Origin of the sequence: Pseudarthrobacter sp. NIBRBAC000502770 (assembly GCF_006517815.1) — a bacterium.
Taxonomy (GTDB): domain Bacteria; phylum Actinomycetota; class Actinomycetes; order Actinomycetales; family Micrococcaceae; genus Arthrobacter; species Arthrobacter niigatensis.
In genome coordinates this window covers 1784751-1805738 of record NZ_CP041198.1, presented here as the reverse complement: position 1 = coordinate 1805738, position 20988 = coordinate 1784751, and the positions used below count along the sequence as shown (strand labels likewise).

Genomic DNA, 20988 nt, shown 5'->3' with positions numbered 1-20988 from the left:
GCTCCCTCATCGGACCCGCGTTGTCCCGCCCATCATGCCTGCGGATACGTGCTGGGGCTAGGGCCGAAGGTCATGGCGCAACGGGCGGCGGCGGCACGGCCGGGGGAAGGGGCGGGGCGGGCCAGCCGGGTTCGGCGGCGCCCTGGTCCAGCCGGAAGGGCGGATATTCGTCCCGCATCAGCGCGGTGTACACCAGGACACGGTAGATCCAGCGGTCGATGCCGAGGATGAAATCGAAGAGCGGGCGCTGGTACCGGCCGGTGAACAGCAGGATCACTGCCGCGACCAGCACCAGCAGGCCCAGCAGGGACAGGCCGGAACCCCGTTCGTAGGTGCTGCCGAAGACGTTGTCGTCGGCCTGCCACCGCCAGACAGCTCCCGTGGTCCCCGCGAAGGCGCCCACCAGGAGCAGGTGGGGGACGGCCAGGAGCCACCACTTCACCAGGACCAGTCCGCGCGAGAGCCGTTGTGGGTAGTCCACCTCGAAGTCGGCGGGGTAGTTGGCCCGTTTGAGCGTGAACGGCGGGTAAAGGTCAGTCCCCACGGCGGCGTAAGCGTAGAAGGCCACACGCCAGTTCCACCGCAGGACGCCTACGTTGAAGTCGAAGAGTGCCCGCGGGTAGCGGCCGGTGAACAGGATGGCGAACCCCGCCACGATGGTGGTGATGGCGAATGCGAACCAGAGGAAGAAGAGCAGGATGAAGTGCGGTATCGCCAGGAACCACTTGACCAGCCACATCCACCGGGTAAGGGCCGGATCAATCTCGCCGTAGAGCCGGGCCGGGTAGCCGGGGAGCCCTCCGGCCGCGGCTGTTCCTACAGGGGATGGCGCTGGGGGAACTGTATGCCGGCCCAGCCCGGCGGCCCCAATAATAAGGAGGGGAACACCGATCAGCAGGGCGATGATGCCGCCCACCAGCAGTCCCATGGCGGCCGGCCGGATCAGGTCGGAACGGAAGCCGGCCTGCGCCTGCACATCGATCCCGGCGGAGGCGTCCGCGTTCATTACCACCACTTCCCAGGTGCCGGGCGTGATGTTCCAGGTGAGCTCCTGCGCTCCCGTTCCTGACGCGGAGGCGGTCCAGATGCGCTGGTCCGCGGGCGGTGAAGCCGGGTTGCCGCCCGGTACGTCGCGGTATTCGGCGCGGAACGGCCGTTGGCGGATGTTGAGCAGTTCCGAGTGGTGAACCCCGGAGAGGTACTGTTCGGCGTCGGCCTGCGGGGCAATGCCGATGAAGACCGGTTTGTCCGCGGCCACCGGTTCAACGCGCAGCCGCAGGGTGCCGACGTCGAAGGGCAGCCTGCCCGGAACATCGTCTCCGATGGCGTCGGCGCGCCGGGAGGTCAGGGCGTAGGAACTGACGGAGAAACGGGACGTGCCGGACGTGAGGTAGCCATCTCCCTGGATGGTTCCCACGGCTGACGCCACGGCCCCGCCTGCCAGCGCGCCCAGGCCCGGGAGGGTCAGCAGGATCCCGAGGATGAGCATGATGATGGCCGCGGTCTTCTTCATGGCATTGGACCTTCCGCGTTGCGGGGCGGCCGGCGCTGCGGCCTAGATGGCGTTCTTGGCGGCCTGCGTCCGGGTGATGATGGTGGGGCAGGGCAGGTGCTTGAGGACACCGTGGGCCGTGGAACCGAGCAGCAGACGCTTGAAGGCGCCGCGGCCCCGGCTGCCGACGACCAGGAGCCGGGCTCCGGCCGCCGTGCCGACAAGCGCGTCCACCGGGCCCCTGTCGTTTTCCAGCCGCTGGTGCACGGTCAGGTCGGGGTAGTCTTCCTTCAGCCCGGCGACGGTTTCCGAGAGGACCACCCTGTCCTCATCCACAATGAGGTCCGCGAGCGTGGCCGGGGTCAGGCCCGCGTCGACAATGGGGTCGGGGACGCTCACCGCATAAACCACCGTGAGTTCGTCTCCCTCCCGGTCCGCCTCGGCGGCAGCGAAGGCCACGGCCTGGGTGGACTCCGGCGATCCGTCAACGCCCACCACCACCCCTGACCTGCCCTCGAGGTCCTGGGTTCCGACGACGGCGACAGGGACCTTGGCGGCGGTGGCGACCTGGAGTGCGCGGTCGGCCAGGGATCCGCCGAAGTGCCCGCTGCCGGAACCGATCACCATCATCGAGGTCTTCTTGGAGTACTTGGCCAGTGACCCGCCCACGCTTCCGGTGAGCAGTTCAGTTGCGGGGGTGATGGGAACGGCTCCTTCGAGGCGTCCCACGGCGGTCTTGAGGAGTTCCTCTCCCGCCTGCTGGAGCGTCCCGAACCATGGATAGGGCTCGGCAACCCAGCGGTCGTCCACCACGTGGAGGACCACCAGCGGCAGCCCCGCACGGTGGGCGCGGCGGGCTGCCCACAGGACGGCGGCCTGGCTCTGGGCTGAGTCGTTGGTGCCCACAGCGATGGGTTTCTGGGATGTCATGGCCGCACTTCCTGCTCCTCGTAATCCGGGTCTGCCTGTCAAGACTGTCCCCGGTGCGCCCGGGGCTGTAGGGCCAAAGGTCACGAAGCGCGGGTCAGGACCCCGCAGGCCCGGATCCGTCAGGGGCAACGGGCTCCGGGCCGGGCGCATCGCCTTCCGCCAGGGTCTTGTACACGGTCCAGCCGACGGCGGTGAGCGGGACCGCCAGCAGGGCACCGATGACACCTGCCAGGGTGGCTCCTGCCGCCAGGGCCAGGATGATCACCAATCCGTGGATCCGCAGTACCCGGCCCATGAAGAGGGGCTGCAGGATGTGGTGCTCAAACTGGTTGGCAGCCACCAGGAGCACCAGGACGATGAGTGCGGGAACAGGCCCATTTTCGACCAGGGCGACCAGCACGGCCAGGCTGCCTGCGGTGGTTGCGCCAATAATGGGGATGAAGCCACCCAGGAAAACCACCGCCGCCAGGGGGACTGCCAGCGGAACCCTCAGCACCAGGAGCCCGATCAGGACGATGACGGCGTCAATGGCAGCAATGACAAGGGTTCCCCGCACATATCCGCCGAGCACCACGATGCTGCGGTCGGCAGCGAGATGGGCCTTCCCTTGGCGCCTTCCGGGAAGGAACCCGATCAGGAAGGCCCGGATCTTCTCCCCGTCTTTGAGGAAGAAGAACAGGATGACGGCCGTCAGGACCGTACCTGCTGCAATCTCACCCGCAGTCCTCAACCCGGTCAGCGCGTCGGCGCCCAGGGTGCCGCCGGCCAGGAACTTCTGGAACTCGGCGCGGGCGGCCCCGATCTGGTCGTTTGTCAGGGCGACGGGGCCGGTGGTGACGAACTGCTGCAACTGGCCGATTCCTGCTTCTGCCCGGGCCGCCAGCACGGAGGCTTCCTGGCGGACCAGGGCGATGATTCCGCCCACCACGCCTGCGGCAATGGCCAGGATCAGCAGGAAGGACGACAGGACGGCCAGGGCGCGGGGCCAACCACGCGCCGCGAGCCAACGGACCGCGGGAGCCATCGCCGAGGCCAGGATCAGCGCCACCAGGACCGGGATGGTGACCAGCGGAACCCGGACAGCCGCCGTCACCACCGTCCAGGCGAGCGCCAGCACGGCGAGCGTCTGGACGGCCCGTATGCTTGCCCGGCCCAGGGCATCGGTCCAAAGCACCGACATCCTGCCGGTGAAGGACTGCGGACGGGACGGGCCTGCCGCGTCCCCGTTGGGGGGATCAATCCGTTCCATGGCCTTCTCCTTGCCTGCCGTGTGCACCCGAGGTTCCATCAGCATTTGGTGGTCAGTATGCTTACTATTGTCTGCCCAACAGTCAACCAGAAAGGCATCACCATGGCTGAACAAAACGTCCCCGACGATGAACTGGAAGTTGTGGAGGAAGACGACGTCCTTCTGGATGGAAGCCCGGGCGCGGCGTCGTCCCTTGAACTGGACCCTGTGGCGGGGGAGCCGGACAACTACCCCGGCGCTGCCGAAAACAACCCGGACCGCTGGCAGGAAGACCCGTTGCTGCAGGACGAGGCCCGCACGGGCGGGGAGGAAGACTTCCTGAGCGACCAGGCACTGCGGGATGAAAGCGCCCAGGCGCGGTACCGCTCCGGTGATGAGCAGGTGCCGCCGGACGCTCCCACCCTCGGCGAAGCCGCCGCGGATGTCGATTTTGGGGAAGTCCCCACCGGCCTTGAGGCCGACGCCAGCGATGACGAGGAAAACTTTGGCGGCTCGCCCCTGAGCGAGTTCGAGCCTGACGACCTGGAACGCTAGCAACCCGGGCGGGTATCAGGCCCGGCCCGAAGTGGGGAGGAGAACCATGCAATCCAAGGAACTGCTGCAGGAGGCCTTCGGCCGGCTCCCTGGCCTGGTCCGGCAGGCACTCGACGGCATGGAGGCAGCGCAGTTGCAGGACCGCCCAGGCGGCCAGGGCAATTCAATTGCCTGGCTGATCTGGCACACGGGCCGGGTTGAAGATGCGCAGGTGGCCTCCGCCGCGGGACTGGGGCAGGTCTGGGTGGCGGAAGGATTCGTAGACCGCTTTGGCCTTCCTCTCGGGGAGCGTGACACAGGTTATGGGCACTCCAGTCAGCAGGTGGATGCCGTCACGGCGCCCCGGGAACTGCTCCAGGAGTACTACGATGCCGTGCACCGGCAGACCGCCAGAGTCCTCGGCGGCCTCGTCGATTCCGACCTGGACCGTGTGGTTGACCGGCACTGGGACCCGCCGGTGACCCTCGGGGTGCGGCTGGTCAGTATCCTGGGGGACTGCCTCCAGCACGTCGGCCAGGCGGCATACGCGCGGGGCCTGCACCCAGGGACGGCAGACGCCCGCGGTGCGTGAACTGGTGGTATTGGGCACCGCTTCCCAGGTCCCAACCCGGACCCGGAACCACAACGGTTGCTTTCTTCGCTGGGACGGCGCGGGCCTGCTCTTCGACCCCGGCGAGGGCACCCAGCGCCAGATGATCCATGCGGGTGTGGCGGCCAGCCACATCACCAGGATCTGCCTCACCCACGTGCACGGAGACCACTGCTACGGCCTCCCCGGGGTGCTGTCCCGAATGGCACTGGACCGCGTGCCGCACCCTGTCCATTTGCACTACCCGGCCTCCGGCGACCCGGTGGTCCGGGCGCTGGTGTCAGTCAGTTCACCCGGCATCGACCTTCGGCTCCATCCGCATTCGGGCCCCGGGCCCGTGGCGGAAGGCCTGGAGGTCCGGCCCCTGAAGCACCGCATCGAGACCTACGGCTACCTGCTCCGGGAAGCTGACGGACGAACCCTGTTGCCGGAGCGGCTCCAGGGGGCAGGCATTTCCGGCCCGGACGTGGGCCGGCTCCAGCGCGATGGCGCACTGGGGGCAGTCAGGCTGGAAGAGATGAGCAGTCCGAGGCCGGGCCAGCGCTTCGCCTTCATCATGGATACGGCGCCGTGCCCCGGCGCAGAAGAGCTGGCGGACGGGGCAGACCTGCTGGTCACCGAGTCAACGTTCAGTGACGACGACGGTACCCTGGCTCAGCAGTACCTCCACCTCACTGCGGGGCAAGCGGGAGAGCTGGCAGCGTCCGCCCGGGCGCGCACCCTGGTGCTCACCCACTTCTCCGCACGGTACGGTGACGACGCCTCCCTGCTTGCAGGACAAGCGCAGGCGCGGGCCCCGCGGGTTACTGTGATCGCGGCCAAGGACCTTGACCGCATCCCCGTTCCGCGGCGGCGGCAGCCGGCACGGGAGGGTGCCGGTCCAACTGCGGGGATAGGGTTAAACCATGACGGCAGCAGCTGAATCCACGGTCACGTTCGATGGCCGATTCGCCCGGGAACTGGCGGAACTCGCCGTGCCCTGGCGGGCCGAGGAAGCGCCCAGCCCGGAGCTCCTCGTCCTGAACGACCAACTGGCAGCGGACCTGGGCCTTGACCCGCAGTACCTGCGCAGCCCCGAGGGGGTGCGGCTCTTGGTGGGAAACCACGTTCCAGCAGGTGCCACACCTGTGGCACAGGCGTATGCCGGACACCAGTTCGGCGGGTACTCGCCCCTGCTCGGTGACGGACGGGCGCTGTTGCTGGGCGAGGTCATTGACCGGAGCGGCCGCCTCGTGGACGTCCACCTCAAAGGCTCGGGGCGGACGCCATTCGCCCGCGCCGGGGATGGCCGCGCCGTCGTCGGGCCCATGCTGCGTGAATACATTGTCAGTGAGGCCATGCACGCACTGCACATTCCCACCACCCGTTCGCTCGCCGTTGTTGCCACCGGGCGGCAGGTTCGGCGCGATGACATGCTGCCCGGCGCCGTCCTGGCACGGGTTGCGGGCAGCCACCTGCGCGTTGGCAGCTTCCAGTACGCGCGCGCAACCGAAAATATGGACCTCCTGAAGCGGCTGGCGGACCACGCCATCGGCAGGCACTACCCGCAGGCGGCCGATGCCGCAAACCCCTACCTTGCGCTGTTCGCGGCAGTCGTCTCCGCCCACGCAGAGCTCGTCGCCCGGTGGATGCTCGTTGGCTTCGTGCACGGGGTCATGAACACGGACAACATGACCATCTCGGGCGAGACCATCGACTACGGGCCCTGCGCGTTCATGGACGCCTTCAACCCAGCCGCCGTCTACAGCTCCATCGACGTCGGTGGACGCTACGCCTACGCCAACCAGCCGGTCCTGGCCGAATGGAACCTGGCCCGGCTCGCCGAGGCCATGCTCCCGCTGATTGACCAGGACCAGGAGAAAGCCGTGGCCCCGGCGGTGGAGGTCCTGGGCGGTTTCCGGGGCCAGTACAGCAAGGCATGGACCCGCGGGATGGCGGCCAAGCTGGGTCTGGACGGCGTCGATGAAAGCGGCGCCGCCGGGGCCTTGGTGGATGATGTCCTCGACATCCTGAAGGACGGACCCGTGGACTACACCCTGTTCTTCCGCAACCTGGGTAAAGCCGCCCGAGGGGACCGCCGCCCCGTGCGCGGCATGGTCCTTGACCTTGCCGCCCTTGATTCCTGGGTGGTGCGGTGGCAGGATCTCCAGCCGGACGCTCAGCTGATGGACAGCGTGAATCCTGCGTACATTCCCCGGAACCACCTTGTGGAGGAGGCGCTGTCCGCAGCCACCGGAGGGGACCGGGCTCCGCTGCAGCAGCTGCTGGCAGCTGTCAGCCACCCCTTCACTGAACGGCCCGGCCTGGAACGCTATATGCAGGGACCGCCGGAGGACTTCGGCAGCTACATGACGTTCTGCGGGACCTGACCGCGGCGGCGCGGCGGGTGCGTTAACGACAGGAGGGTGGCAGCCGGTTTCCTGGCTGCCACCCTCCTTCACAGTCGGCACCGCCATGCGGGCCCGACCGGCAGGGACTAGGCTACGCGCACTGCGGAGTACCCGCCGAGCCAGCTGATGGAGTGCACCTGCGTGTCGAAGCCGTTGACGCCGCCGCTGACAACCTGGCCGTTGCCTGCGTAAACGCCCACGTGGCCGGAGGTGATGATCAGGTCACCGGGGGCGGGAGAGCCCACCACCGTGCCGTACTGGAAGAACTGGGTGGGGGCCAGGTCGCCTACGGACTTGCCGACGGAGCGCAGTGCCTTCTCAACCATCGCGGTGCAGTCCTGCTGGACACCCAGCTGGCTGTAGGCCGAGGCGAGGATCGCCGCGCCGGTGCCGGTGCCCGTAGTGGAAGCCACAGGCGTTGCCGAGGCGTAGGACATGTTCATGCCGGTGTTGGCCGGTGCGGTGGCGGCTGCCGCCTGCACGGGTGCTGCAGCCGGGGCCGGTGCCGGCGCTGCGGTGTAGCCGGCGCCGGGAATCTGGATCTGGTCGCCCGGGTAAATGACCGAGGACAGGCCCAGGCCGTTGGCGGACAGGACGTCATTGAGGTTGACGCCGTACGCCGCGGCGATGGCGCCGAGGGTGTCGCCGGAAACCACGGTGTGGACGTTCCCTGCTGCTGCGGCAGGGGCTGCAGCAGGTGCTGCGGCGGTGGCCTGCACACTGGTCTGCTCAGTAGTGTCCGGTGCGGTTACGCCAGCGTGGGCCGGAGCGCCCACGCCGAACGCAATGCCGGACGCTGCTGCCACAGCGAGCGCCGGGCGGCCCAGGGAGCGGGCCTGCGACTTGGCTGTTACGGCGAGGCCCTCGAGCACAATGGAGCGGGCCGGAGTCGCGCGGTGGCGGGCTGAAATGGAATTTTTTGACACGGTTGATCGCCTCTCCCATGCCTGCGGGGTGAGCTGTCGGGTTCGGGCTGGAGATACCCGGCCGGGAGCGGCCCCGCGATGGAGGGAGGCGCTGCCGACTTAACCCCTAGGCCACATGTGGCCGTGGAAACTTGGTTCCCCCGTCCCTGCCAACTGGAGCGGTTGGATCCCATGGTCAGCGGCAGGGCTCGGCATACTGACGGGAATGTCCCGTCTGAGAGGGACACCTGACGACCCTAACCCATGGGCACGGCGATTGTCACATTTAGGTAACATACGAGGCTGCCCTCTCGAATTGCGCAAACGTGTGGACGATAAGCCTGCTTCCCGCCTGACCTCGACTGATGGCGGTGGCTGCCGTCCAAGTAACAATGTGGAGACGGCTTCCTGCGTGCCCCTCCAATCCGCCGGTAAGCTTCGGGACTATGCCCCTGTTCGTGACCACCGCCAGGTTCCCCGTACTGGGGGGCCTGGCGGCTGTTGCCCTGGCCGCCACCGTTGTCCTTCCGGCCACTGCCGACGACCCGCCCCCAACCGGCGGGTATCCTTCGTGGGCAGACGTGCAGGCGGCCCAGTCCTCGGAAGCTTCGAAGGCGGGGGAGATCACCATCATCAACGGACTGCTGTCCCGCCTCGAAGCCGAGTCTGAGGCGGCAGGGGAAGCCGCCGTGCGCTCGGCGGCAGGGTACGCTGCCGCCGACGCCGGGCTCCAGGCAGCTTCTTCCCGCCTCGAGACCCTTTCCGCCCGGTCCGCCCACGCCAACCAGGAGTTGGCACGTTACCGGAAAGACCTCGGCGCCCTGGCTGTCGAGTCCTACAAAACCGGCGGAACCAACACGGGGTTCTTCGTGGCGCTGGATGCCCTGGGAACCAACAGCGTCCAGGGGCTCAACCTGGTCAAGCTCGTGGGGGACAAGACTGCGGCCCTGGTCACCAAGGCGGCGGCCGCTGAACAGGCAGCCGCCGCCCTTGCCGACCAGGAGAAGGTTGCCAGGAGCGAGCGGGAGCGGCTTGCCGCGGAGGCGAAGGCAACGCTGGAGTCCGCCCGCGCGGCCCAGGATTCGCTGGCCCGGCAGGTGGCGGAGGAACAGCGGCATGGCGGCGAGCTGACAGCCCAGCTCGCAGCCCTGAAAGGCACGACGGCGGCCCTTGAGGGTGAGTACCGCCAGGGCCAGGCGGCGCAGGCTGCCTACGAGGCGGCCCAGGCGGCCAAGCGCGCCGCCGCGCAGGAGCAGGCCCGGCAGCAGGCGGAGGCCGAGGCCAGGGCCTCCGCCGCGGCGGCGCAGCAGCCGAAGGCACCCGCGCCCGCGGCAAACCCGGCCCCGGCAGGTCCCGTCCAGCCCGGCGGTGTCCAACCCGTTCCGGCCCCTCCTCCCGCTGTCGATCCCGGGCCGGCCGCCCCGGAGGCGCCGGCCCCGCCGGCTCAGCCCGCCGTCGTCGTTCCTTCCGTTCCCGGCGGTGCGGTGAACGATCCGGCCGGAGCGAAAAGCTATGCATCGGGGCGCCTGGCCGCCTACGGGTGGGGCCAGGACCAGTTCCTGTGCCTTGCCCAGCTGTGGACCAAGGAGTCCAGCTGGCTGACCACGGCCACCAACGCCTACTCCGGTGCCTATGGAATAGCCCAGGCGCTGCCGCCGGGCAAGTACGCCAGTGCCGGCAGCGACTGGCTCACCAGCTACCGCACGCAGGTCGACTGGGGCCTTGGCTACATCAAGGACCGGTATGGTTCCCCGTGCGCGGCATGGAACCACTCCGTCGCCCTGAACTGGTACTGATTGACGCGTTAGGCTGTCCCCATGCCTGATTTCGAACGGTTCCGCGCGCTGCTCGAAGAGGAGCGGGCCCGGCGCGTGGCACTGCTGCCGGCGCTGCGGGCGGATATCGAGGCCGCAAATTCGGCGCGCCAGGACTCCAATGTGGATGACGAGCACGATCCCGAAGGTGCCACCATTGCCTTCGAACTCTCGCAGGCTTCAGCGCTCCTGAAACAAAGCTCGGCCGGCCTTGGGCAGATCGAAGCGGCCCTTGACCGACTGGCCGCGGGAACCTACGGAACCTGCGCGGTGTGCGGGGAGCCTATTGCCGAGGGCCGCCTGGAAGCCCGGCCATGGACGCCGTTCTGCATCCTGCACGCCTCGTCCGGCCGCGGGCGATGACGGAGGCCCCGGAGGTGGTGTCGGCGGCTGCGGAGTTCGTCGACCGGACGCTGCAGAATGAGGGCTCCTGGTACCGGGCCGACGACGTCGGGAGCCGGCTGGGCGGGCAGCTGGCCTCGTATGGATCGTCGGTGGGGGCCGTCCGGGGGACGGTCCGTGACGCGCTGCGGAAATTCAAGGACCTGGACCATGACGGCACGGTCATGCTGGCCTCCGCATTGTGGGGACAGCCGCGGCCCGGTTCGCGGCCGGTGTTCGAGCGCCGCCTGGCCGCCGTGGTGCTGCTGCAGTCGCGGGTGCGGCTGCTCCGGCATTCCGACCTGACCCGGCTGGAAGGGTTCCTCCGTTCCGCCCGGGCAGGGGACCTGGCGGCGCCCCTGCTCTCCGATGTCCTGGTCCCGCTGCTTGCGGGGCTGGGCGGGCGTGAACGGCAGCGGGCCGGCGTTGTCCTGGCGCGGTGGCGGGAAGATCCGGACCCCGGGCTCCGGGCGGCAGCCGCCGCCCTTGAAAAATACTTGTCCATGTGAAACGTACCAAGGAGATCCATATGAATGAACCGTTTGACCTTGAGCGTTTTGTTGCCGCCCAAAACACCGGCGGAACCTATGAGCAGGCGCTGGGCGAGCTGCAGGTGGGCCGGAAGTCGGGGCACTGGATGTGGTTTGTATTCCCCCAGCTTGCCGGGCTGGGACAGAGCGCCACATCCCGCAGGTACGCCATTTCGTCCCTTGCTGAGGCTCGAGCGTACCTGGACCACGAGCTGCTGGGTCCACGGCTCCTGGAGTGTTCACTGGTCCTGGCAAACCACGCCGACCAGTCCGCCGAAGACATTTTCGGTGGCGTCGATGCCAAAAAGCTCCGCGCCTGCATGACGCTGTTCCTCCGGGCGGCCCCTGGAGAAACTGTGTTCAAGAGCGTCCTGGCCAGTTCTTCAATGGCGAACCGGACCCGGCCACCGACGAACTCCTGGCCGGCCTGGACGCGGCGGACTGATCACGGAGGAGGCGGTGCGGCAGCCTGTGCGCCGCACCGCCCAGGCGGCCGGGTCGCTACGGCGTCGGGCTGCCGCCGTTGACGTTGAGCGTTTCGCCCACCACATAGCTGGATTCGGGCGAGGCAAGGAACACGTAGGCGGGGGCAAGTTCAGCAGGCTGGCCCGCCCGGCCCAGGGGAGTGGACTGGCCGAATTCCGGGAGTTCCTCCTTGGGCTGGCCGCTGCTGACCTGCAGTGGGGTCCAGATCGGGCCCGGCGCCACGGCGTTCACCCGGATGCCCTTGGGGGCCAGCTGCTGGGCCAGGCCCTTGGTGAAGTTGTTGATGCTGGCCTTCGTGGTGGCGTAGTCCACAAGGGTAGGCGAGGGGTTGTAGGCCTGGATGGACGTAGTGTTGATGATCGTTGAGCCCGCCGGCATATGCGGTACCGCGGCCTTGGTCACCCAGAACATGGCATAGACGTTGGTTTTCAGGGTGTGGTCGAATTGCTCGTCGCTGATGTCTTCCAGGTCCTCCTGCGCAACCTGCTTTCCGGCGTTGTTGACCAGGATGTCAACCCCGCCCAGCACGGCCACCGCCGTGTCCACCAGTTCCCGGCAGGCGGCCGAGTCCTTGAGGTCCCCCGGTACCTTGACGGCCTTGCGGCCGGCAGCCTCAATGATTCCGGCAATGCGCGCGGCGTCCTCCTCTTCCTGCGGCAGGTAGGAAAGGACGACGTCGGCACCCTCCCCGGCAAAGGCGATTGCCGTTGCTGCCCCGATGCCTGAGTCCGCGCCGGTCACGATGGCCCGGCGGCCGTCGAGGCGGCCGGTGCCCCGGTAGGTTTCTTCGCCGAGGTCGGCCTTGGGCGCCAGTTCCGCATCAAGTCCCGGCTCCGGCTGGTGCTGCTTGGGCGGGGAGATCTTTTCGTAGGCAGTCACGGGATTACGGAAGGTGTACTGGTCGGTCATGGTGGTACTCCTGTTCGTGCGGGACACGGGCTGGTTCGTCGCCCGGGATCATGAAGCAGCAATGCTGCGCAGGGCAGCAGCGAGAAGCTAAGCATGCTTACGGTTCCCAGCCTAGGCAAAAGCTCCCGCCCTGCCAAGCGGCGCCGCGGTCAGCCGCGCTGGACCTCCACCAGCCTGACCTCCGCCAGGCGGCCGCCGTCCACCACGGCCTCCATGTAGGTGCAGGCCGGCTGGCGGCGCCGATCCGTGGGCGAGCCGGGATTCAGCAGCCGGAGCCCCCCGGGCGAGACCGTATCCCACGGAATGTGGCTGTGCCCGAACACCAGGACGTCCGTGTCCGGATACAGTGCCTCGCACCGCAGTTCGCGGCCCTTTGCCTGGCCGGTCTCGTGGACCATCGCAAAACGCACCCCGTCCAGGACTGCGGTGGTGCGCCCGGGCAACCGGCGGCGAAGGTCGGGGCCGTCATTGTTGCCGTAAACACCCAAGAGGCGCCTGCTCCGTTGCTCGAACTCGTCGAGCAACTCCGCCTCCACCCAGTCGCCCGCGTGGAACACCACGTCGGCATTTTCGACGGCGGCCCATACCTGTTCCGGCAGGTCTTTGGCGCGTTTTGGCACATGGGTGTCAGCGAGCAGGACGAGGTTCAGTGGCATACCGGAAATCCTGCCATGCGGCCCTGTTCCGGTGCGCCTGCGGGTCGTACCCTTGGGCCGTGGAGGTGATTGCCATGGAGGCAGCCCAAGGCGACCGGATCGTCGTGCGTGGCAGGAATGTGGGATCCGCGGACCGGCACGGTGTGATCCTCGAGGTGCGTGGCGAGGGCGGGCACCCGCCGTACCTCGTCCGCTTCGACGACGGCCACGAAACAGTCATGTATCCCGGCGGTGATTTCGCCGTCGACCACGGGCAGGGCACCTGACGTCCCGCCGCTTCACCTGTCAAACTGGGGCAATGGATCATTTCCCGCCCTCCAGCCTGTCCGCCACTCCGCCGCCGCGGACCGGCCCCCGTGACCCGGGCGATGCCTGGGTGGAAGGGGACCGCGGCCGGTTCTGGGGCAGGTTCGGAGCGGCCGGGGTCCTGGCCTGGGATCCCGGCAGGGGAGTCCTGCTGCAGCACCGCGCGGTTTGGAGCCACAACGGCGGAACCTGGGGCCTGCCCGGCGGGGCCCTGCACCAGGGCGAAGAGCCGGTTGACGGTGCCCTCCGGGAGGCCTACGAGGAAGCTGCCGTCCCGTCGGAGAGCGTGGAGGTGCTGTTCACTTCCGTGCTGGACCATGGTTACTGGTCCTACACCACGGTGGTGGTGCGGGTGCGGGAATCCTTTGAACCGGTGATCAGCGACCCCGAAAGCATCGCGCTGCTCTGGATCCCGGTGGCGGAGGTGGGGGCACTGGACCTGCACCCCGGTTTCGCCGCGGCGTGGCCGGAGCTGCTGGCGCGGCTGGACGCCGACGAACCCTGGGCAGGCGGACGCTGGTAGGCCGGCGCGGCCCGTGCCTGGAGCCGGGGCTAGTACCCCTCGCCGTACTCCGCGGTGACCAGGATGGGCAGGTGGTCGGAATTTCCGCGCGGCAGCGTCTCCACGCTGGCGATGTCCAGGCCCAGCGACGTAGCGAAGTCAAAATGGCCCTTGAACACCTTGTACCGGGTGTAGGTCCGCCGGTTGCTCAGGGAGAGGGCGTAGCCGGAGTTCTTCATGTGCATGTCCAGGTTCTTGGTGAAAAACGGGTAGTTGAAGTCGCCCACCATCAGGGTCATCAGGCCCCTTCCCATGCTCAGGAGTTCCGCATGGGCGGCGTGGATCTGCTTCCGCCGCAATGAGTTCGACGCCGTCAACGGGGCAGCATGAAAGGAGCCGATCACCAGTTCATGCTGTGTTTCGGTGTCCATCACCCGGGTGCCGATCAGCCGCTCGTGTGCCGGCGCCAGCACCCTGTCATGCATCGATTTCTTCAACGCGAAGGACTGCGTGTCCAGGGCGGTGAAGCGGCTGGTGCGGTAGTAGATGGCCAGCCCCAGCCGGTTGCCTTTCGTGGCATCCGCGAGGTGCAGGGGCCCAAGGGTTTCCGGGAGGTCGCTGGCATCCACTTCCTGGAGGCACAGCGCATCGATGTCATGGTTCCGGGCCAGGGCGAGGAGCTCGCCGCTGGCCTTGTGCTTGCGGAGGTTGTAGCTGATGACGCGCATGAAACACCTCTTTTGAGGGTTGCTGACAGGACCAGTTCCTTACTCTAGTCCGATTGCTCCCTGCACCCTCCAACATTTCGCCGCCTGCGCCGCCGTGCCGCGCCATGTCCCCGGGAGATAGAGTTAGTGGCAATTCACTGAATTTCCGTAAGGGGCCAGCCTTGACCGCAGACCTGCCTGAACTCGCCGAAGGCAATTTCTACTACCAGGACCTGGGCGGCGCCCGCTTCCGGTCCACCATCCACGCCCAGGGCGCCTGGAACGCCCACGAACAGCACATGGCCCCGGCATCGGGCCTCATGGCGGACGTGCTTGAACGGCACCAACCGCGGGACGACATGCGGATGGCCCGCATCAGCTACGAGATCCTCGGGCTGATTCCCGGCGGGGAGTTCCGGATCGACACCACCACGCTGCGTCCCGGCAAAACCATCGAACTGGTCCAGGCGGAACTGGTGGCCGGCGGGCGCACCGCCATCCGCGCCACGGGGTGGCGCATGCTGACCAGTGATACCGCCGGCGTTGCGGCCGTCGAGGACGCCGCCATCCCCGGCCCGGACGAATGCAAGCCGTACGACGGCGCGGCCGTCTGGCCCGGTGGCTACATCCGCTCCCTCGAAATGAGGGTGGCCGAGGGACACCGCCCCGGAGCCGGCAAAGTGTGGCTCCGCACCGACCACCCGCTGACCAGCGCCGCCGACAGCGGCGACCTTGCCCGGCTCACGGGCCTGGTCGATACAGCCAACGGCATTGCCGCCCGGGTTCCGCCGGGAAAGGGCAGTTACGCGTTCCCCAACCTGGACCTGCAGATCCACATGTACCGCCGCCCCCAGGGGAATGGCTGGGACTGGACAACGCCGTTTCCTTCGGCAGTGACGGGATCGGGCTGACATCCACCGTGCTCCACGACCTGCAGGGCCCGTTCGGCCGGGCCGAACAGATCCTGACACTGCGCAAATCCTGACCCCTCCCGGCTATGGCGCGGCCATATATCGCTGAGTATCGTTGTATATCGTTCGCGATTGGCAAAGGAGTTCATCATGCGTGCTTCACACCCTGCAGGCGGATTTGGCGGGAACAACCTCGACGGCATGTGGCAGGCCGTCGAGGAGCTGCGTTCCCGGTTTGAGAAGCGGGCCGGTACCCGGGCCGGAAAAGGCGAAGTGCGGGCGGCGGTCCTGGCACTGCTCGCCGAGCAGCCCATGCACGGTTACCAGATCATCCGGGAGATCGAGGAGCGCAGCGGCGGCAGCTGGAAGCCGAGCGCAGGTTCGGTCTACCCGACGCTGCAGCTGCTGGCGGACGAAGGTTCGATCAGTGCCGAGGAATCGAACGGCCGCAAAATCTATTCGCTGACCGAAGCGGGCCGGGAGGAAGCGGCGGCCCACCATGGCTCGGCGCCCTGGGATCCGGCCGGCCCCGTGTCCGGCGGCGTTGCTTCCCTCCCCAAGGCCGGGATCGAACTGGCCCAGGCCGCGGCGCAGGTGGGCCGTACGGGATCCCAGGACCAGGTGCACCAGGCCGTTGCGGTGCTGGATGAGGCCCGCCGCCGCCTGTACGCCATCCTCGCCCAGGACTGAACCGGGTGGCGTCCACGGTCCGGGCGGGGGCCAACCCTCCGCCACCCCTGCGGGAGCACCGCGGGCGCTACCGGAGGATCCTGCGCTTCGCAGCGTGGAACCTTGCCTCCACCTGGTGGTTCGAGCTGTTCCTGCCGCGGGTGGGGCTCGGCTGGATGGCTGCGCGGAGCCGTTCACGGCGGATGCGGCGCTTCGCCCAGCGGTTCCACGACCTGGCCGTGGAACTTGGGGGACTCATGATCAAGGTGGGCCAGTTCCTGTCCTCCCGGCTTGATGTCCTGCCGCCGGAAATCACTAAGGAGCTGGAGGGGCTGCAGGACGAGGTTCCCCCGGTGGCCTTCCCGGCCATCTCGGCCCTCGCAGCCCAGGAACTGGGGACGCCGCTGGAGAGGGTCTTCGCGTCCGTCGATCCCGCCCCCATCGCGGCTGCCTCCCTGGGCCAGGCGCACCGGGCACGCCTGGATACCCTCGATGCCGGGGACACCGGCCTCGATGCCGTGGTCCTGAAGGTGCAGCGGCCGGGCATCGGCGCGATCGTCGACGTCGACCTCGCCGCCCTGCGCAGGGTCGCCGGTTGGCTCAGCCACATCCGGCTCGTTTCCCGCCGGGCGGACATGCCGGCGCTGGTGGAGGAGTTCGCCCAGACCAGCCTGCTGGAAATCGACTACCTGCACGAAGCCGTCAATGCCGAGCGCTTTGCCGCGGACTTCGCCGGTGATGGCCGGGTGGAGGTTCCGGGCGTGGTCTGGGAGCGGACCACCCGCCGGGTGCTTACCCTGGAAGACGTCACGGCCATCAAGATCACGGACGTCCAGTCCCTCCGTGCCGCAGGGATCGATCCAGCAACCGTGGCGCCGGTGTTCGCGTCCATCATGTTCGACCAGCTGTTCACCAACGGCTTCTTCCACGCCGACCCGCATCCCGGGAACATCTTTGTCACCCCGGTCCCGCCAGGGGACGGGGAACTGCCCTGGAAGCTGACGTTCATCGACTTCGGCATGATGGGAGAGGTGACCCCTTCCACGCGCAGCGGGCTCCGGAAGCTGCTGATCGCGGCCGCAGCCCGGGACGGGAAGGGCCTGGTGGGGGCCATCAATGATGTGGGCGTCCTGATGCCGTCCGCGGACAGCGTTGGACTGGAGCGCGCCATGACGCAGCTCTTTGCCCGTTTCGGCGGCATGGGCTTCGCCGAACTCCGGGAAGTGGACCCGCGCGAGTTCCGTGACTTTGCGGTGGAGTTCGGTGACGTGGTCCGCTCGTTGCCGTTCCAGCTGCCGGAAAACTTCCTCCTCATCATCCGGGCCATGTCCCTCACCTCCGGAGTGTGCAGTGCGTTGGACGAGCGTTTCAACCTCTGGGACTCGGTGGAGCCGTACGCCGCCCGGCTGCTGCGGAACGAGCGGGGCAACCTGGTGCAGGACGCGGCCCGGCAGGCCATCGACGCCGCCGCTGTTGCCTTCCGCCTCCCCGGCCGGCTGGACGCGCTGGCAGGACGGCTGGAGGAGGGATCGCTGCAGGTAGCCGTACCACGTCTGGAACGCCAGGCTGCCCGGCTGGACAGGGCCGTGCGCCGCGCGGCGTCCGCCCTGGTCTTCGGAGCCCTGCTGCTCGCCGGGGCAGTCGTCCGGCCCGACGACCTTGCCCTGGGCAATGTGCTGATGACCGCATCGGCCGTTCCGCTGCTTCACGCCCTGTGGGTGGGGCGCCGGGGGCGTTAAGGCCGCCGCCGCCGTCGGGCGTAACCTAAGGGTGGCCTGCCCATTGGCAGGCGTTGAACCCGTCGCCACCGTAGCTGTCGACGCTGAATGCCTGGGAGCCCCGCACTATGCACCACACCGGTACCGGATCCAGCGCGCTTACCGTGGTGCGGCAGGATGTGTCGCTCGGCGCTGGCCGTGACCTCGAATTCGGGCTGGAGCTGCTGGCGAGGGCACGAAGCGGCGGATTGGGGCCCACCCTGCGGCTGTACCGGCCCGCGCCCACGGTGGCGTTCGGGCAGCGGGACACCCGGCTGCCGGGATTCGGGGCCGCCGCCCAGGCCTGCCGCGATCATGGGTTCGAACCCCTGGTCCGGAGGGCCGGCGGACGCGCGGCCGCCTACCACCGGGGCACCCTGGTGGTGGACCACATTGAGCCGGACGCGGACGCCGTCGCCGGATCCAAGGCCCGGTTCGGGTACTTCGGAGGGCTGTTTGCGGAGGCGCTGCAGAACGTAGGCGTGCAGGCGGCGGTGGGGGAGATCCCCGGCGAGTACTGTCCCGGCGAGTTCAGCGTCCACGGAACCGATGCCATGGACAGTTCCCGCAGGATAAAACTGGTGGGCACCGCCCAACGGGTGGTCTCCGGTGCATGGCTCTTCAGCTCGGTGATCGTGGTGGAGGACTCCGCCCCGATCCGCAAGGTCCTTACCGACAGCTACGCGGCGCTGGGCCTGGACTGGGATCCTGCCACCGCCGGCGCCGCCAATGACCTGGTGCCGGGTTTGGACGTGGCCGCCGTTGAGCTGGCCCTCCTGGAAACGTATGCGGGCCATGCCACCCTGGAAACTGCTTCCTTCAGCAGCCTGGGGGCATGACCCGCATCAATTGGTGCGCGGCCGGTCAGGCGGCCAGGCGGCTCTTGACCTCGGCGGCGGACGGGTTGGTGGCCGCGCTGCCGTCCGGGAAGAGGACCGTGGGGACGGTGCGGTTGCCGCCGTTCAGCTGCTCCACGAGTTCGGCAGTGCCGTCCACCTCTTCGATGTTGATTTCGGTGTAGCCGATTCCCTGGGCGTCCAGCTGCTTCTTGAGCCGGTTGCAGTAGCCGCACCACGTGGTGGAAAACATGGTGATGGTGCCGGATTCGGGAGTGAAGTCCACAGGGATCTCCTTAGTGTCGCTTGAAAAGGTTTCCTTACTGTCAACCGTAGCGCGGCGGCCGGTATTCCCGGGTGTCGAGCGGCTGCTGCCGTTCCCGGATGACAGTTTGTGGCGCGCGGTGGCAAGCTGGTGCCATGTGTGGACGCTACGTAATGGCACGCGCCGTGGGGGACCTCCTGGCCGAGTTCGACGCCGAACTCGAGGACGAGGTGAGCATCCCGCCGTCGTGGAATGTTGCACCCACCGATGCCGTCCCGATCGTGCTGGAGCGGCTGGTGGATGACAGTGCCGCGCCGCGCCAGGTGCGCCAGCTGCATGTGGCGCGATGGGGCCTGGTTCCGTCCTGGGCCAAGGATCCGGGCATCGGCTCGCGCATGATCAACGCCAGGAGTGAATCGGTGCTGGAGAAGCCTGCCTTCCGCAAGGCTGTGCAGTCCCGCCGCTGTGCCGTCCCGGCAGATGGCTACTACGAATGGAAGCAAGGCCCGGGGAAGTCGAAGCAGCCGTACTACGTGCATCCCGGTGGGGACCGTGGCTTGGCCTTCGCGGGCCTGTATGAGTGGTGGAAGGACCCGTCCGTACCGGAGGGGGAGCCGGGCCGCTGGCTGCTGTCCACCTCGATCCTGACGGCGGACACCCCTCCGCCCGGGGCGGAATCCACCATTTTCGGGAAGCTGACCGAACTCCACGACAGAGTGCCGCTGCCCATGGATAAGTCCACCATGGAAGCGTGGCTGGACCCGCAGGCGGATGATGCCGCCGCGCTGGTTGACTTGGTGCGGTCAGGGGTTAAGGACGCCGCTGCGGACTGGCGCGTGGAATCCGTAGGCAAGGACGTGGGCAACGTCCGCAACAACGGCCCGGAACTCATCCGCCCGGTGGAAGCTCTGTTCTAGCAGCCCGGCGCAGGGTGTACTGCCCTCAAACGGTGACCGTACCGGCGTCGTCCACCGTCCAGGTGGGGTTGTATGCCACTTCCCAGCGAAAACCGTCGGGATCGGCAAAGTACCCGGTATAGCCGCCCCAGGCCTTGGTGACGGGCTCGGCAATAATGGCGGCCCCAGCGGCCGCGGCCTGTTCCATGGCGCTGTCCACCTCTTCGGGGCTTCCCAGGTTGTGGCTCAGGGTAATGCAGGGGATCCCGTCCGGGCGGCCGGTCACGGCTTCGGCCTGCATCTGGCGGGCATCCCAGAGCGAAAGCACCAGCCCGTGGTTCACCTGGATGAACACCACTTCCCCGGCGACTTCGCGGTGGACCGGCCAGCCGAGGCCGTCAACGTAGAAAGCACGGGACTCCTCGACGCTGCGAACACCGAGGGAAATAAAGTCGACTCTGGGCTCCATGCTTCGATAGTGTCAGATGATGGCGACAATTCAAGGAAACGACCGGGATGCCCGCGCCGACAGGGAACAGCTTGCTGCGGTCCGGGTTGCCGTTGACGAAGTCGATGACCAGATCGTTACCCTGATCGCCCGCCGCGAGCGGCTGATCAGGATCGCCGGCACGCTGAAGGGCGATGACGCGGAAGTGCGTGCCCCCGGCCGCGTAGAGCGGATTATTGAACATGTGCGGTCCGCTGCGGAGAAAAAGGACATCGACCCGGACATCGTTGAAGCAACCTACCGGGCCATGATCTCCGCATTCATTGAACTTGAACTGCGGATCCACAAAGAAAACAGCTGAGGAAGGCTAAAGCGCTTCCTCCACCGGCACCCCGTGCTGGAACTCCCGCCCGTCCGCCTCGCTGAAGGCTGACAGGACATGTCCCTTTCCGAGGCCATTCAAGGCCGTCATGGGAAAGCTTCCGGTGATGCTGTTCTCCGAATGGGACACTCGGGAAAGGTCGAAATCCTCCTCGATTCCCTGGTCCCGGTTGAACGAGTAGCAGGCTATGGCCTCCCCGTTCATGAACTCAATGCACAGCCGGCGCTGCGCTGAAAAATCGGGCGAGGCTCCCATCAAACCCACCACGTAGGCGCCCGAGCCCGGAATGGTGCCGTCGATATCGAACGTGGCAACCAGGGTGGAGTCCTGTGTCTTGATGCTGGCCTGCTTCAGGAGTGCGTCATCGGTACTCATGCCAACATCCTGCTCCCTGCCGCACGCCCCGTCCACCCCCGCCTATGTTTTGGTGAGAACCCGGCGTAG

24 protein-coding genes, 2 pseudogenes and 1 riboswitch are annotated in these 20988 nt (G+C 67.7%); of the genes and pseudogenes, 16 read left to right on the top strand and 10 right to left on the bottom strand.

The annotated features are described in order from the left end of the window. Nucleotides 1-70: 70 nt before the first annotated feature. From NIBR502770_RS08675 to NIBR502770_RS08665, 3 genes are all read right to left on the bottom strand, one after another. Nucleotides 71-1513 carry a DUF4389 domain-containing protein gene (locus NIBR502770_RS08675; RefSeq protein ID WP_141181684.1) on the bottom strand — a complete coding sequence of 481 codons (1443 nt, stop codon included), beginning with the start codon at nucleotides 1511-1513 and terminating at the stop codon, nucleotides 71-73. Nucleotides 1514-1555: 42 nt separating this feature from the next. Continuing rightward, nucleotides 1556-2422 carry a universal stress protein gene (locus NIBR502770_RS08670; protein ID WP_141181683.1) on the bottom strand — a complete coding sequence of 289 codons (867 nt, stop codon included), beginning with the start codon at nucleotides 2420-2422 and terminating at the stop codon, nucleotides 1556-1558. A 94-nt stretch (nucleotides 2423-2516) separates the two neighbouring features. Continuing rightward, the gene (locus NIBR502770_RS08665; protein WP_246857449.1) at nucleotides 2517-3716 is read right to left on the bottom strand and encodes an AI-2E family transporter; all 1200 of its coding nucleotides are present in this window, start codon (nucleotides 3714-3716) and stop codon (nucleotides 2517-2519) included. Between the two features lie 57 nt (nucleotides 3717-3773). Between NIBR502770_RS08665 and NIBR502770_RS08660 the strand changes: the two genes are divergently transcribed. Genes NIBR502770_RS08660 through NIBR502770_RS08645 form a run of 4 tightly spaced genes read left to right on the top strand, consistent with a single transcriptional unit; the run spans nucleotide 3774 to nucleotide 7163 of the window. After that, nucleotides 3774-4205, top strand: a complete 432-nt coding sequence (locus tag NIBR502770_RS08660; RefSeq protein WP_141181682.1) for a hypothetical protein — start codon at nucleotides 3774-3776, stop codon at nucleotides 4203-4205. 46 nt (nucleotides 4206-4251) lie between these two features. Continuing rightward, complete coding sequence (locus NIBR502770_RS08655) at nucleotides 4252-4776, top strand: DUF664 domain-containing protein (protein WP_141181681.1); 525 nt, start codon at nucleotides 4252-4254, stop codon at nucleotides 4774-4776. Beyond that, nucleotides 4769-5716: a ribonuclease Z gene (locus NIBR502770_RS08650; protein WP_141181680.1), complete on the top strand. Its 948-nt coding sequence runs from the start codon at nucleotides 4769-4771 to the stop codon at nucleotides 5714-5716. The genes NIBR502770_RS08655 and NIBR502770_RS08650 overlap by 8 nt, the downstream gene beginning before the upstream one ends. Continuing rightward, nucleotides 5700-7163 carry a YdiU family protein gene (locus NIBR502770_RS08645; protein ID WP_141181679.1) on the top strand — a complete coding sequence of 488 codons (1464 nt, stop codon included), beginning with the start codon at nucleotides 5700-5702 and terminating at the stop codon, nucleotides 7161-7163. Before NIBR502770_RS08650 ends, NIBR502770_RS08645 begins: the two co-directional genes overlap by 17 nt. Before the next feature lie 107 nt (nucleotides 7164-7270). Here NIBR502770_RS08645 and NIBR502770_RS08640 read toward each other — a convergent pair whose 3' ends face one another. Further along, the gene (locus NIBR502770_RS08640) at nucleotides 7271-8110 is read right to left on the bottom strand and encodes a LysM peptidoglycan-binding domain-containing protein (RefSeq protein WP_141160296.1); all 840 of its coding nucleotides are present in this window, start codon (nucleotides 8108-8110) and stop codon (nucleotides 7271-7273) included. A gap of 3 nt (nucleotides 8111-8113) precedes the next feature. Beyond that, a riboswitch (cyclic di-AMP (ydaO/yuaA leader) is annotated at nucleotides 8114-8314 on the bottom strand. 221 nt (nucleotides 8315-8535) lie between these two features. Here NIBR502770_RS08640 and NIBR502770_RS08635 point away from each other — a divergent pair. The 4 genes and pseudogenes from NIBR502770_RS08635 to NIBR502770_RS08620 all read left to right on the top strand — a co-directional run bounded on the left by NIBR502770_RS08635 (nucleotide 8536) and on the right by NIBR502770_RS08620 (nucleotide 11259). After that, a complete protein-coding gene (locus NIBR502770_RS08635) occupies nucleotides 8536-9885 on the top strand; it encodes a lytic transglycosylase domain-containing protein (RefSeq protein WP_141181678.1) in 1350 nt (449 codons plus the stop codon). Between the two features lie 21 nt (nucleotides 9886-9906). Further along, on the top strand, nucleotides 9907-10266 hold the full coding sequence (locus NIBR502770_RS08630; protein ID WP_141181677.1) for a TraR/DksA C4-type zinc finger protein: 360 nt from the start codon (nucleotides 9907-9909) through the stop codon (nucleotides 10264-10266). Then, nucleotides 10263-10793 carry a DNA alkylation repair protein gene (locus tag NIBR502770_RS08625; protein ID WP_141181676.1) on the top strand — a complete coding sequence of 177 codons (531 nt, stop codon included), beginning with the start codon at nucleotides 10263-10265 and terminating at the stop codon, nucleotides 10791-10793. Before NIBR502770_RS08630 ends, NIBR502770_RS08625 begins: the two co-directional genes overlap by 4 nt. A 20-nt stretch (nucleotides 10794-10813) precedes the next feature. Beyond that, nucleotides 10814-11259: pseudogene (locus NIBR502770_RS08620) on the top strand (DUF1810 domain-containing protein). A gap of 56 nt (nucleotides 11260-11315) precedes the next feature. Here the strand turns inward: NIBR502770_RS08620 and NIBR502770_RS08615 are convergent. Together NIBR502770_RS08615 and NIBR502770_RS08610 are read right to left on the bottom strand one after the other, a co-directional pair. Beyond that, entirely contained in the window at nucleotides 11316-12209 is an 894-nt protein-coding gene (locus NIBR502770_RS08615; protein ID WP_141181675.1) for a glucose 1-dehydrogenase, read from the bottom strand. 149 nt (nucleotides 12210-12358) lie between these two features. Further along, nucleotides 12359-12865, bottom strand: coding sequence for a metallophosphoesterase (locus NIBR502770_RS08610; RefSeq protein ID WP_141160301.1), 507 nt, complete (start codon nucleotides 12863-12865; stop codon nucleotides 12359-12361). Between the two features lie 74 nt (nucleotides 12866-12939). Between NIBR502770_RS08610 and NIBR502770_RS08605 the strand changes: the two genes are divergently transcribed. Further along, nucleotides 12940-13131 (top strand): DUF1918 domain-containing protein, encoded by a 192-nt coding sequence (locus NIBR502770_RS08605; protein ID WP_141161570.1) that lies wholly within the window; start codon nucleotides 12940-12942, stop codon nucleotides 13129-13131. Between the two features lie 32 nt (nucleotides 13132-13163). Continuing rightward, nucleotides 13164-13694, top strand: coding sequence for an NUDIX domain-containing protein (locus NIBR502770_RS08600; protein ID WP_141160302.1), 531 nt, complete (start codon nucleotides 13164-13166; stop codon nucleotides 13692-13694). A gap of 29 nt (nucleotides 13695-13723) precedes the next feature. Here NIBR502770_RS08600 and NIBR502770_RS08595 read toward each other — a convergent pair whose 3' ends face one another. Then, entirely contained in the window at nucleotides 13724-14401 is a 678-nt protein-coding gene (locus NIBR502770_RS08595) for an endonuclease/exonuclease/phosphatase family protein (RefSeq protein ID WP_141160303.1), read from the bottom strand. Nucleotides 14402-14562: 161 nt separating this feature from the next. Here NIBR502770_RS08595 and NIBR502770_RS08590 point away from each other — a divergent pair. The 4 genes and pseudogenes from NIBR502770_RS08590 to NIBR502770_RS08575 all read left to right on the top strand — a co-directional run bounded on the left by NIBR502770_RS08590 (nucleotide 14563) and on the right by NIBR502770_RS08575 (nucleotide 18556). Next, a pseudogene (locus NIBR502770_RS08590) lies at nucleotides 14563-15365 on the top strand (thioesterase family protein). Between the two features lie 76 nt (nucleotides 15366-15441). Then, nucleotides 15442-15981, top strand: coding sequence for a PadR family transcriptional regulator (locus NIBR502770_RS08585; protein WP_141181674.1), 540 nt, complete (start codon nucleotides 15442-15444; stop codon nucleotides 15979-15981). 5 nt (nucleotides 15982-15986) lie between these two features. Then, the gene (locus NIBR502770_RS08580) at nucleotides 15987-17699 is read left to right on the top strand and encodes an AarF/ABC1/UbiB kinase family protein (RefSeq protein ID WP_141181673.1); all 1713 of its coding nucleotides are present in this window, start codon (nucleotides 15987-15989) and stop codon (nucleotides 17697-17699) included. A gap of 107 nt (nucleotides 17700-17806) precedes the next feature. After that, the gene (locus tag NIBR502770_RS08575) at nucleotides 17807-18556 is read left to right on the top strand and encodes a lipoate--protein ligase family protein (RefSeq protein WP_141181672.1); all 750 of its coding nucleotides are present in this window, start codon (nucleotides 17807-17809) and stop codon (nucleotides 18554-18556) included. A gap of 25 nt (nucleotides 18557-18581) precedes the next feature. Here the strand turns inward: NIBR502770_RS08575 and NIBR502770_RS08570 are convergent, their stop codons facing one another. Beyond that, nucleotides 18582-18839, bottom strand: coding sequence for a mycoredoxin (locus NIBR502770_RS08570; protein ID WP_043454512.1), 258 nt, complete (start codon nucleotides 18837-18839; stop codon nucleotides 18582-18584). Nucleotides 18840-18973: 134 nt separating this feature from the next. Between NIBR502770_RS08570 and NIBR502770_RS08565 the strand changes: the two genes are divergently transcribed. Further along, complete coding sequence (locus NIBR502770_RS08565; RefSeq protein WP_141160308.1) at nucleotides 18974-19735, top strand: SOS response-associated peptidase; 762 nt, start codon at nucleotides 18974-18976, stop codon at nucleotides 19733-19735. Between the two features lie 25 nt (nucleotides 19736-19760). On the opposite strand, the gene NIBR502770_RS08560 is transcribed toward NIBR502770_RS08565, so the two are convergent. Continuing rightward, on the bottom strand, nucleotides 19761-20183 hold the full coding sequence (locus NIBR502770_RS08560) for a VOC family protein (protein WP_141181671.1): 423 nt from the start codon (nucleotides 20181-20183) through the stop codon (nucleotides 19761-19763). 19 nt (nucleotides 20184-20202) lie between these two features. Here NIBR502770_RS08560 and NIBR502770_RS08555 point away from each other — a divergent pair, with 19 nt between their 5' ends. Then, complete coding sequence (locus NIBR502770_RS08555; protein ID WP_168223142.1) at nucleotides 20203-20523, top strand: chorismate mutase; 321 nt, start codon at nucleotides 20203-20205, stop codon at nucleotides 20521-20523. 6 nt (nucleotides 20524-20529) lie between these two features. On the opposite strand, the gene NIBR502770_RS08550 is transcribed toward NIBR502770_RS08555, so the two are convergent. Beyond that, nucleotides 20530-20919 (bottom strand): hypothetical protein, encoded by a 390-nt coding sequence (locus NIBR502770_RS08550; RefSeq protein WP_141181670.1) that lies wholly within the window; start codon nucleotides 20917-20919, stop codon nucleotides 20530-20532. Nucleotides 20920-20988: the final 69 nt, after the last annotated feature.

What these genes read in the sequence shown, in the direction of transcription:
- NIBR502770_RS08675 (WP_141181684.1), bottom strand. Translation starts at nt 1,513, where the DNA reads ATGAAGAAGACCGCGGCCATCATCATGCTCATCCTCGGGATCCTGCTG.
- NIBR502770_RS08670 (WP_141181683.1), bottom strand. Translation starts at nt 2,422, where the DNA reads ATGACATCCCAGAAACCCATCGCTGTGGGCACCAACGACTCAGCCCAG.
- NIBR502770_RS08665 (WP_246857449.1), bottom strand. Translation starts at nt 3,716, where the DNA reads ATGCTGATGGAACCTCGGGTGCACACGGCAGGCAAGGAGAAGGCCATG.
- NIBR502770_RS08660 (WP_141181682.1), top strand. Translation starts at nt 3,774, where the DNA reads ATGGCTGAACAAAACGTCCCCGACGATGAACTGGAAGTTGTGGAGGAA.
- NIBR502770_RS08655 (WP_141181681.1), top strand. Translation starts at nt 4,252, where the DNA reads ATGCAATCCAAGGAACTGCTGCAGGAGGCCTTCGGCCGGCTCCCTGGC.
- NIBR502770_RS08645 (WP_141181679.1), top strand. Translation starts at nt 5,700, where the DNA reads ATGACGGCAGCAGCTGAATCCACGGTCACGTTCGATGGCCGATTCGCC.
- NIBR502770_RS08635 (WP_141181678.1), top strand. Translation starts at nt 8,536, where the DNA reads ATGCCCCTGTTCGTGACCACCGCCAGGTTCCCCGTACTGGGGGGCCTG.
- NIBR502770_RS08630 (WP_141181677.1), top strand. Translation starts at nt 9,907, where the DNA reads ATGCCTGATTTCGAACGGTTCCGCGCGCTGCTCGAAGAGGAGCGGGCC.
- NIBR502770_RS08625 (WP_141181676.1), top strand. Translation starts at nt 10,263, where the DNA reads ATGACGGAGGCCCCGGAGGTGGTGTCGGCGGCTGCGGAGTTCGTCGAC.
- NIBR502770_RS08615 (WP_141181675.1), bottom strand. Translation starts at nt 12,209, where the DNA reads ATGACCGACCAGTACACCTTCCGTAATCCCGTGACTGCCTACGAAAAG.
- NIBR502770_RS08610 (WP_141160301.1), bottom strand. Translation starts at nt 12,865, where the DNA reads ATGCCACTGAACCTCGTCCTGCTCGCTGACACCCATGTGCCAAAACGC.
- NIBR502770_RS08605 (WP_141161570.1), top strand. Translation starts at nt 12,940, where the DNA reads ATGGAGGCAGCCCAAGGCGACCGGATCGTCGTGCGTGGCAGGAATGTG.
- NIBR502770_RS08600 (WP_141160302.1), top strand. Translation starts at nt 13,164, where the DNA reads ATGGATCATTTCCCGCCCTCCAGCCTGTCCGCCACTCCGCCGCCGCGG.
- NIBR502770_RS08595 (WP_141160303.1), bottom strand. Translation starts at nt 14,401, where the DNA reads ATGCGCGTCATCAGCTACAACCTCCGCAAGCACAAGGCCAGCGGCGAG.
- NIBR502770_RS08585 (WP_141181674.1), top strand. Translation starts at nt 15,442, where the DNA reads ATGCGTGCTTCACACCCTGCAGGCGGATTTGGCGGGAACAACCTCGAC.
- NIBR502770_RS08575 (WP_141181672.1), top strand. Translation starts at nt 17,807, where the DNA reads ATGCACCACACCGGTACCGGATCCAGCGCGCTTACCGTGGTGCGGCAG.
- NIBR502770_RS08565 (WP_141160308.1), top strand. Translation starts at nt 18,974, where the DNA reads ATGTGTGGACGCTACGTAATGGCACGCGCCGTGGGGGACCTCCTGGCC.
- NIBR502770_RS08560 (WP_141181671.1), bottom strand. Translation starts at nt 20,183, where the DNA reads ATGGAGCCCAGAGTCGACTTTATTTCCCTCGGTGTTCGCAGCGTCGAG.
- NIBR502770_RS08555 (WP_168223142.1), top strand. Translation starts at nt 20,203, where the DNA reads ATGGCGACAATTCAAGGAAACGACCGGGATGCCCGCGCCGACAGGGAA.
- NIBR502770_RS08550 (WP_141181670.1), bottom strand. Translation starts at nt 20,919, where the DNA reads ATGAGTACCGATGACGCACTCCTGAAGCAGGCCAGCATCAAGACACAG.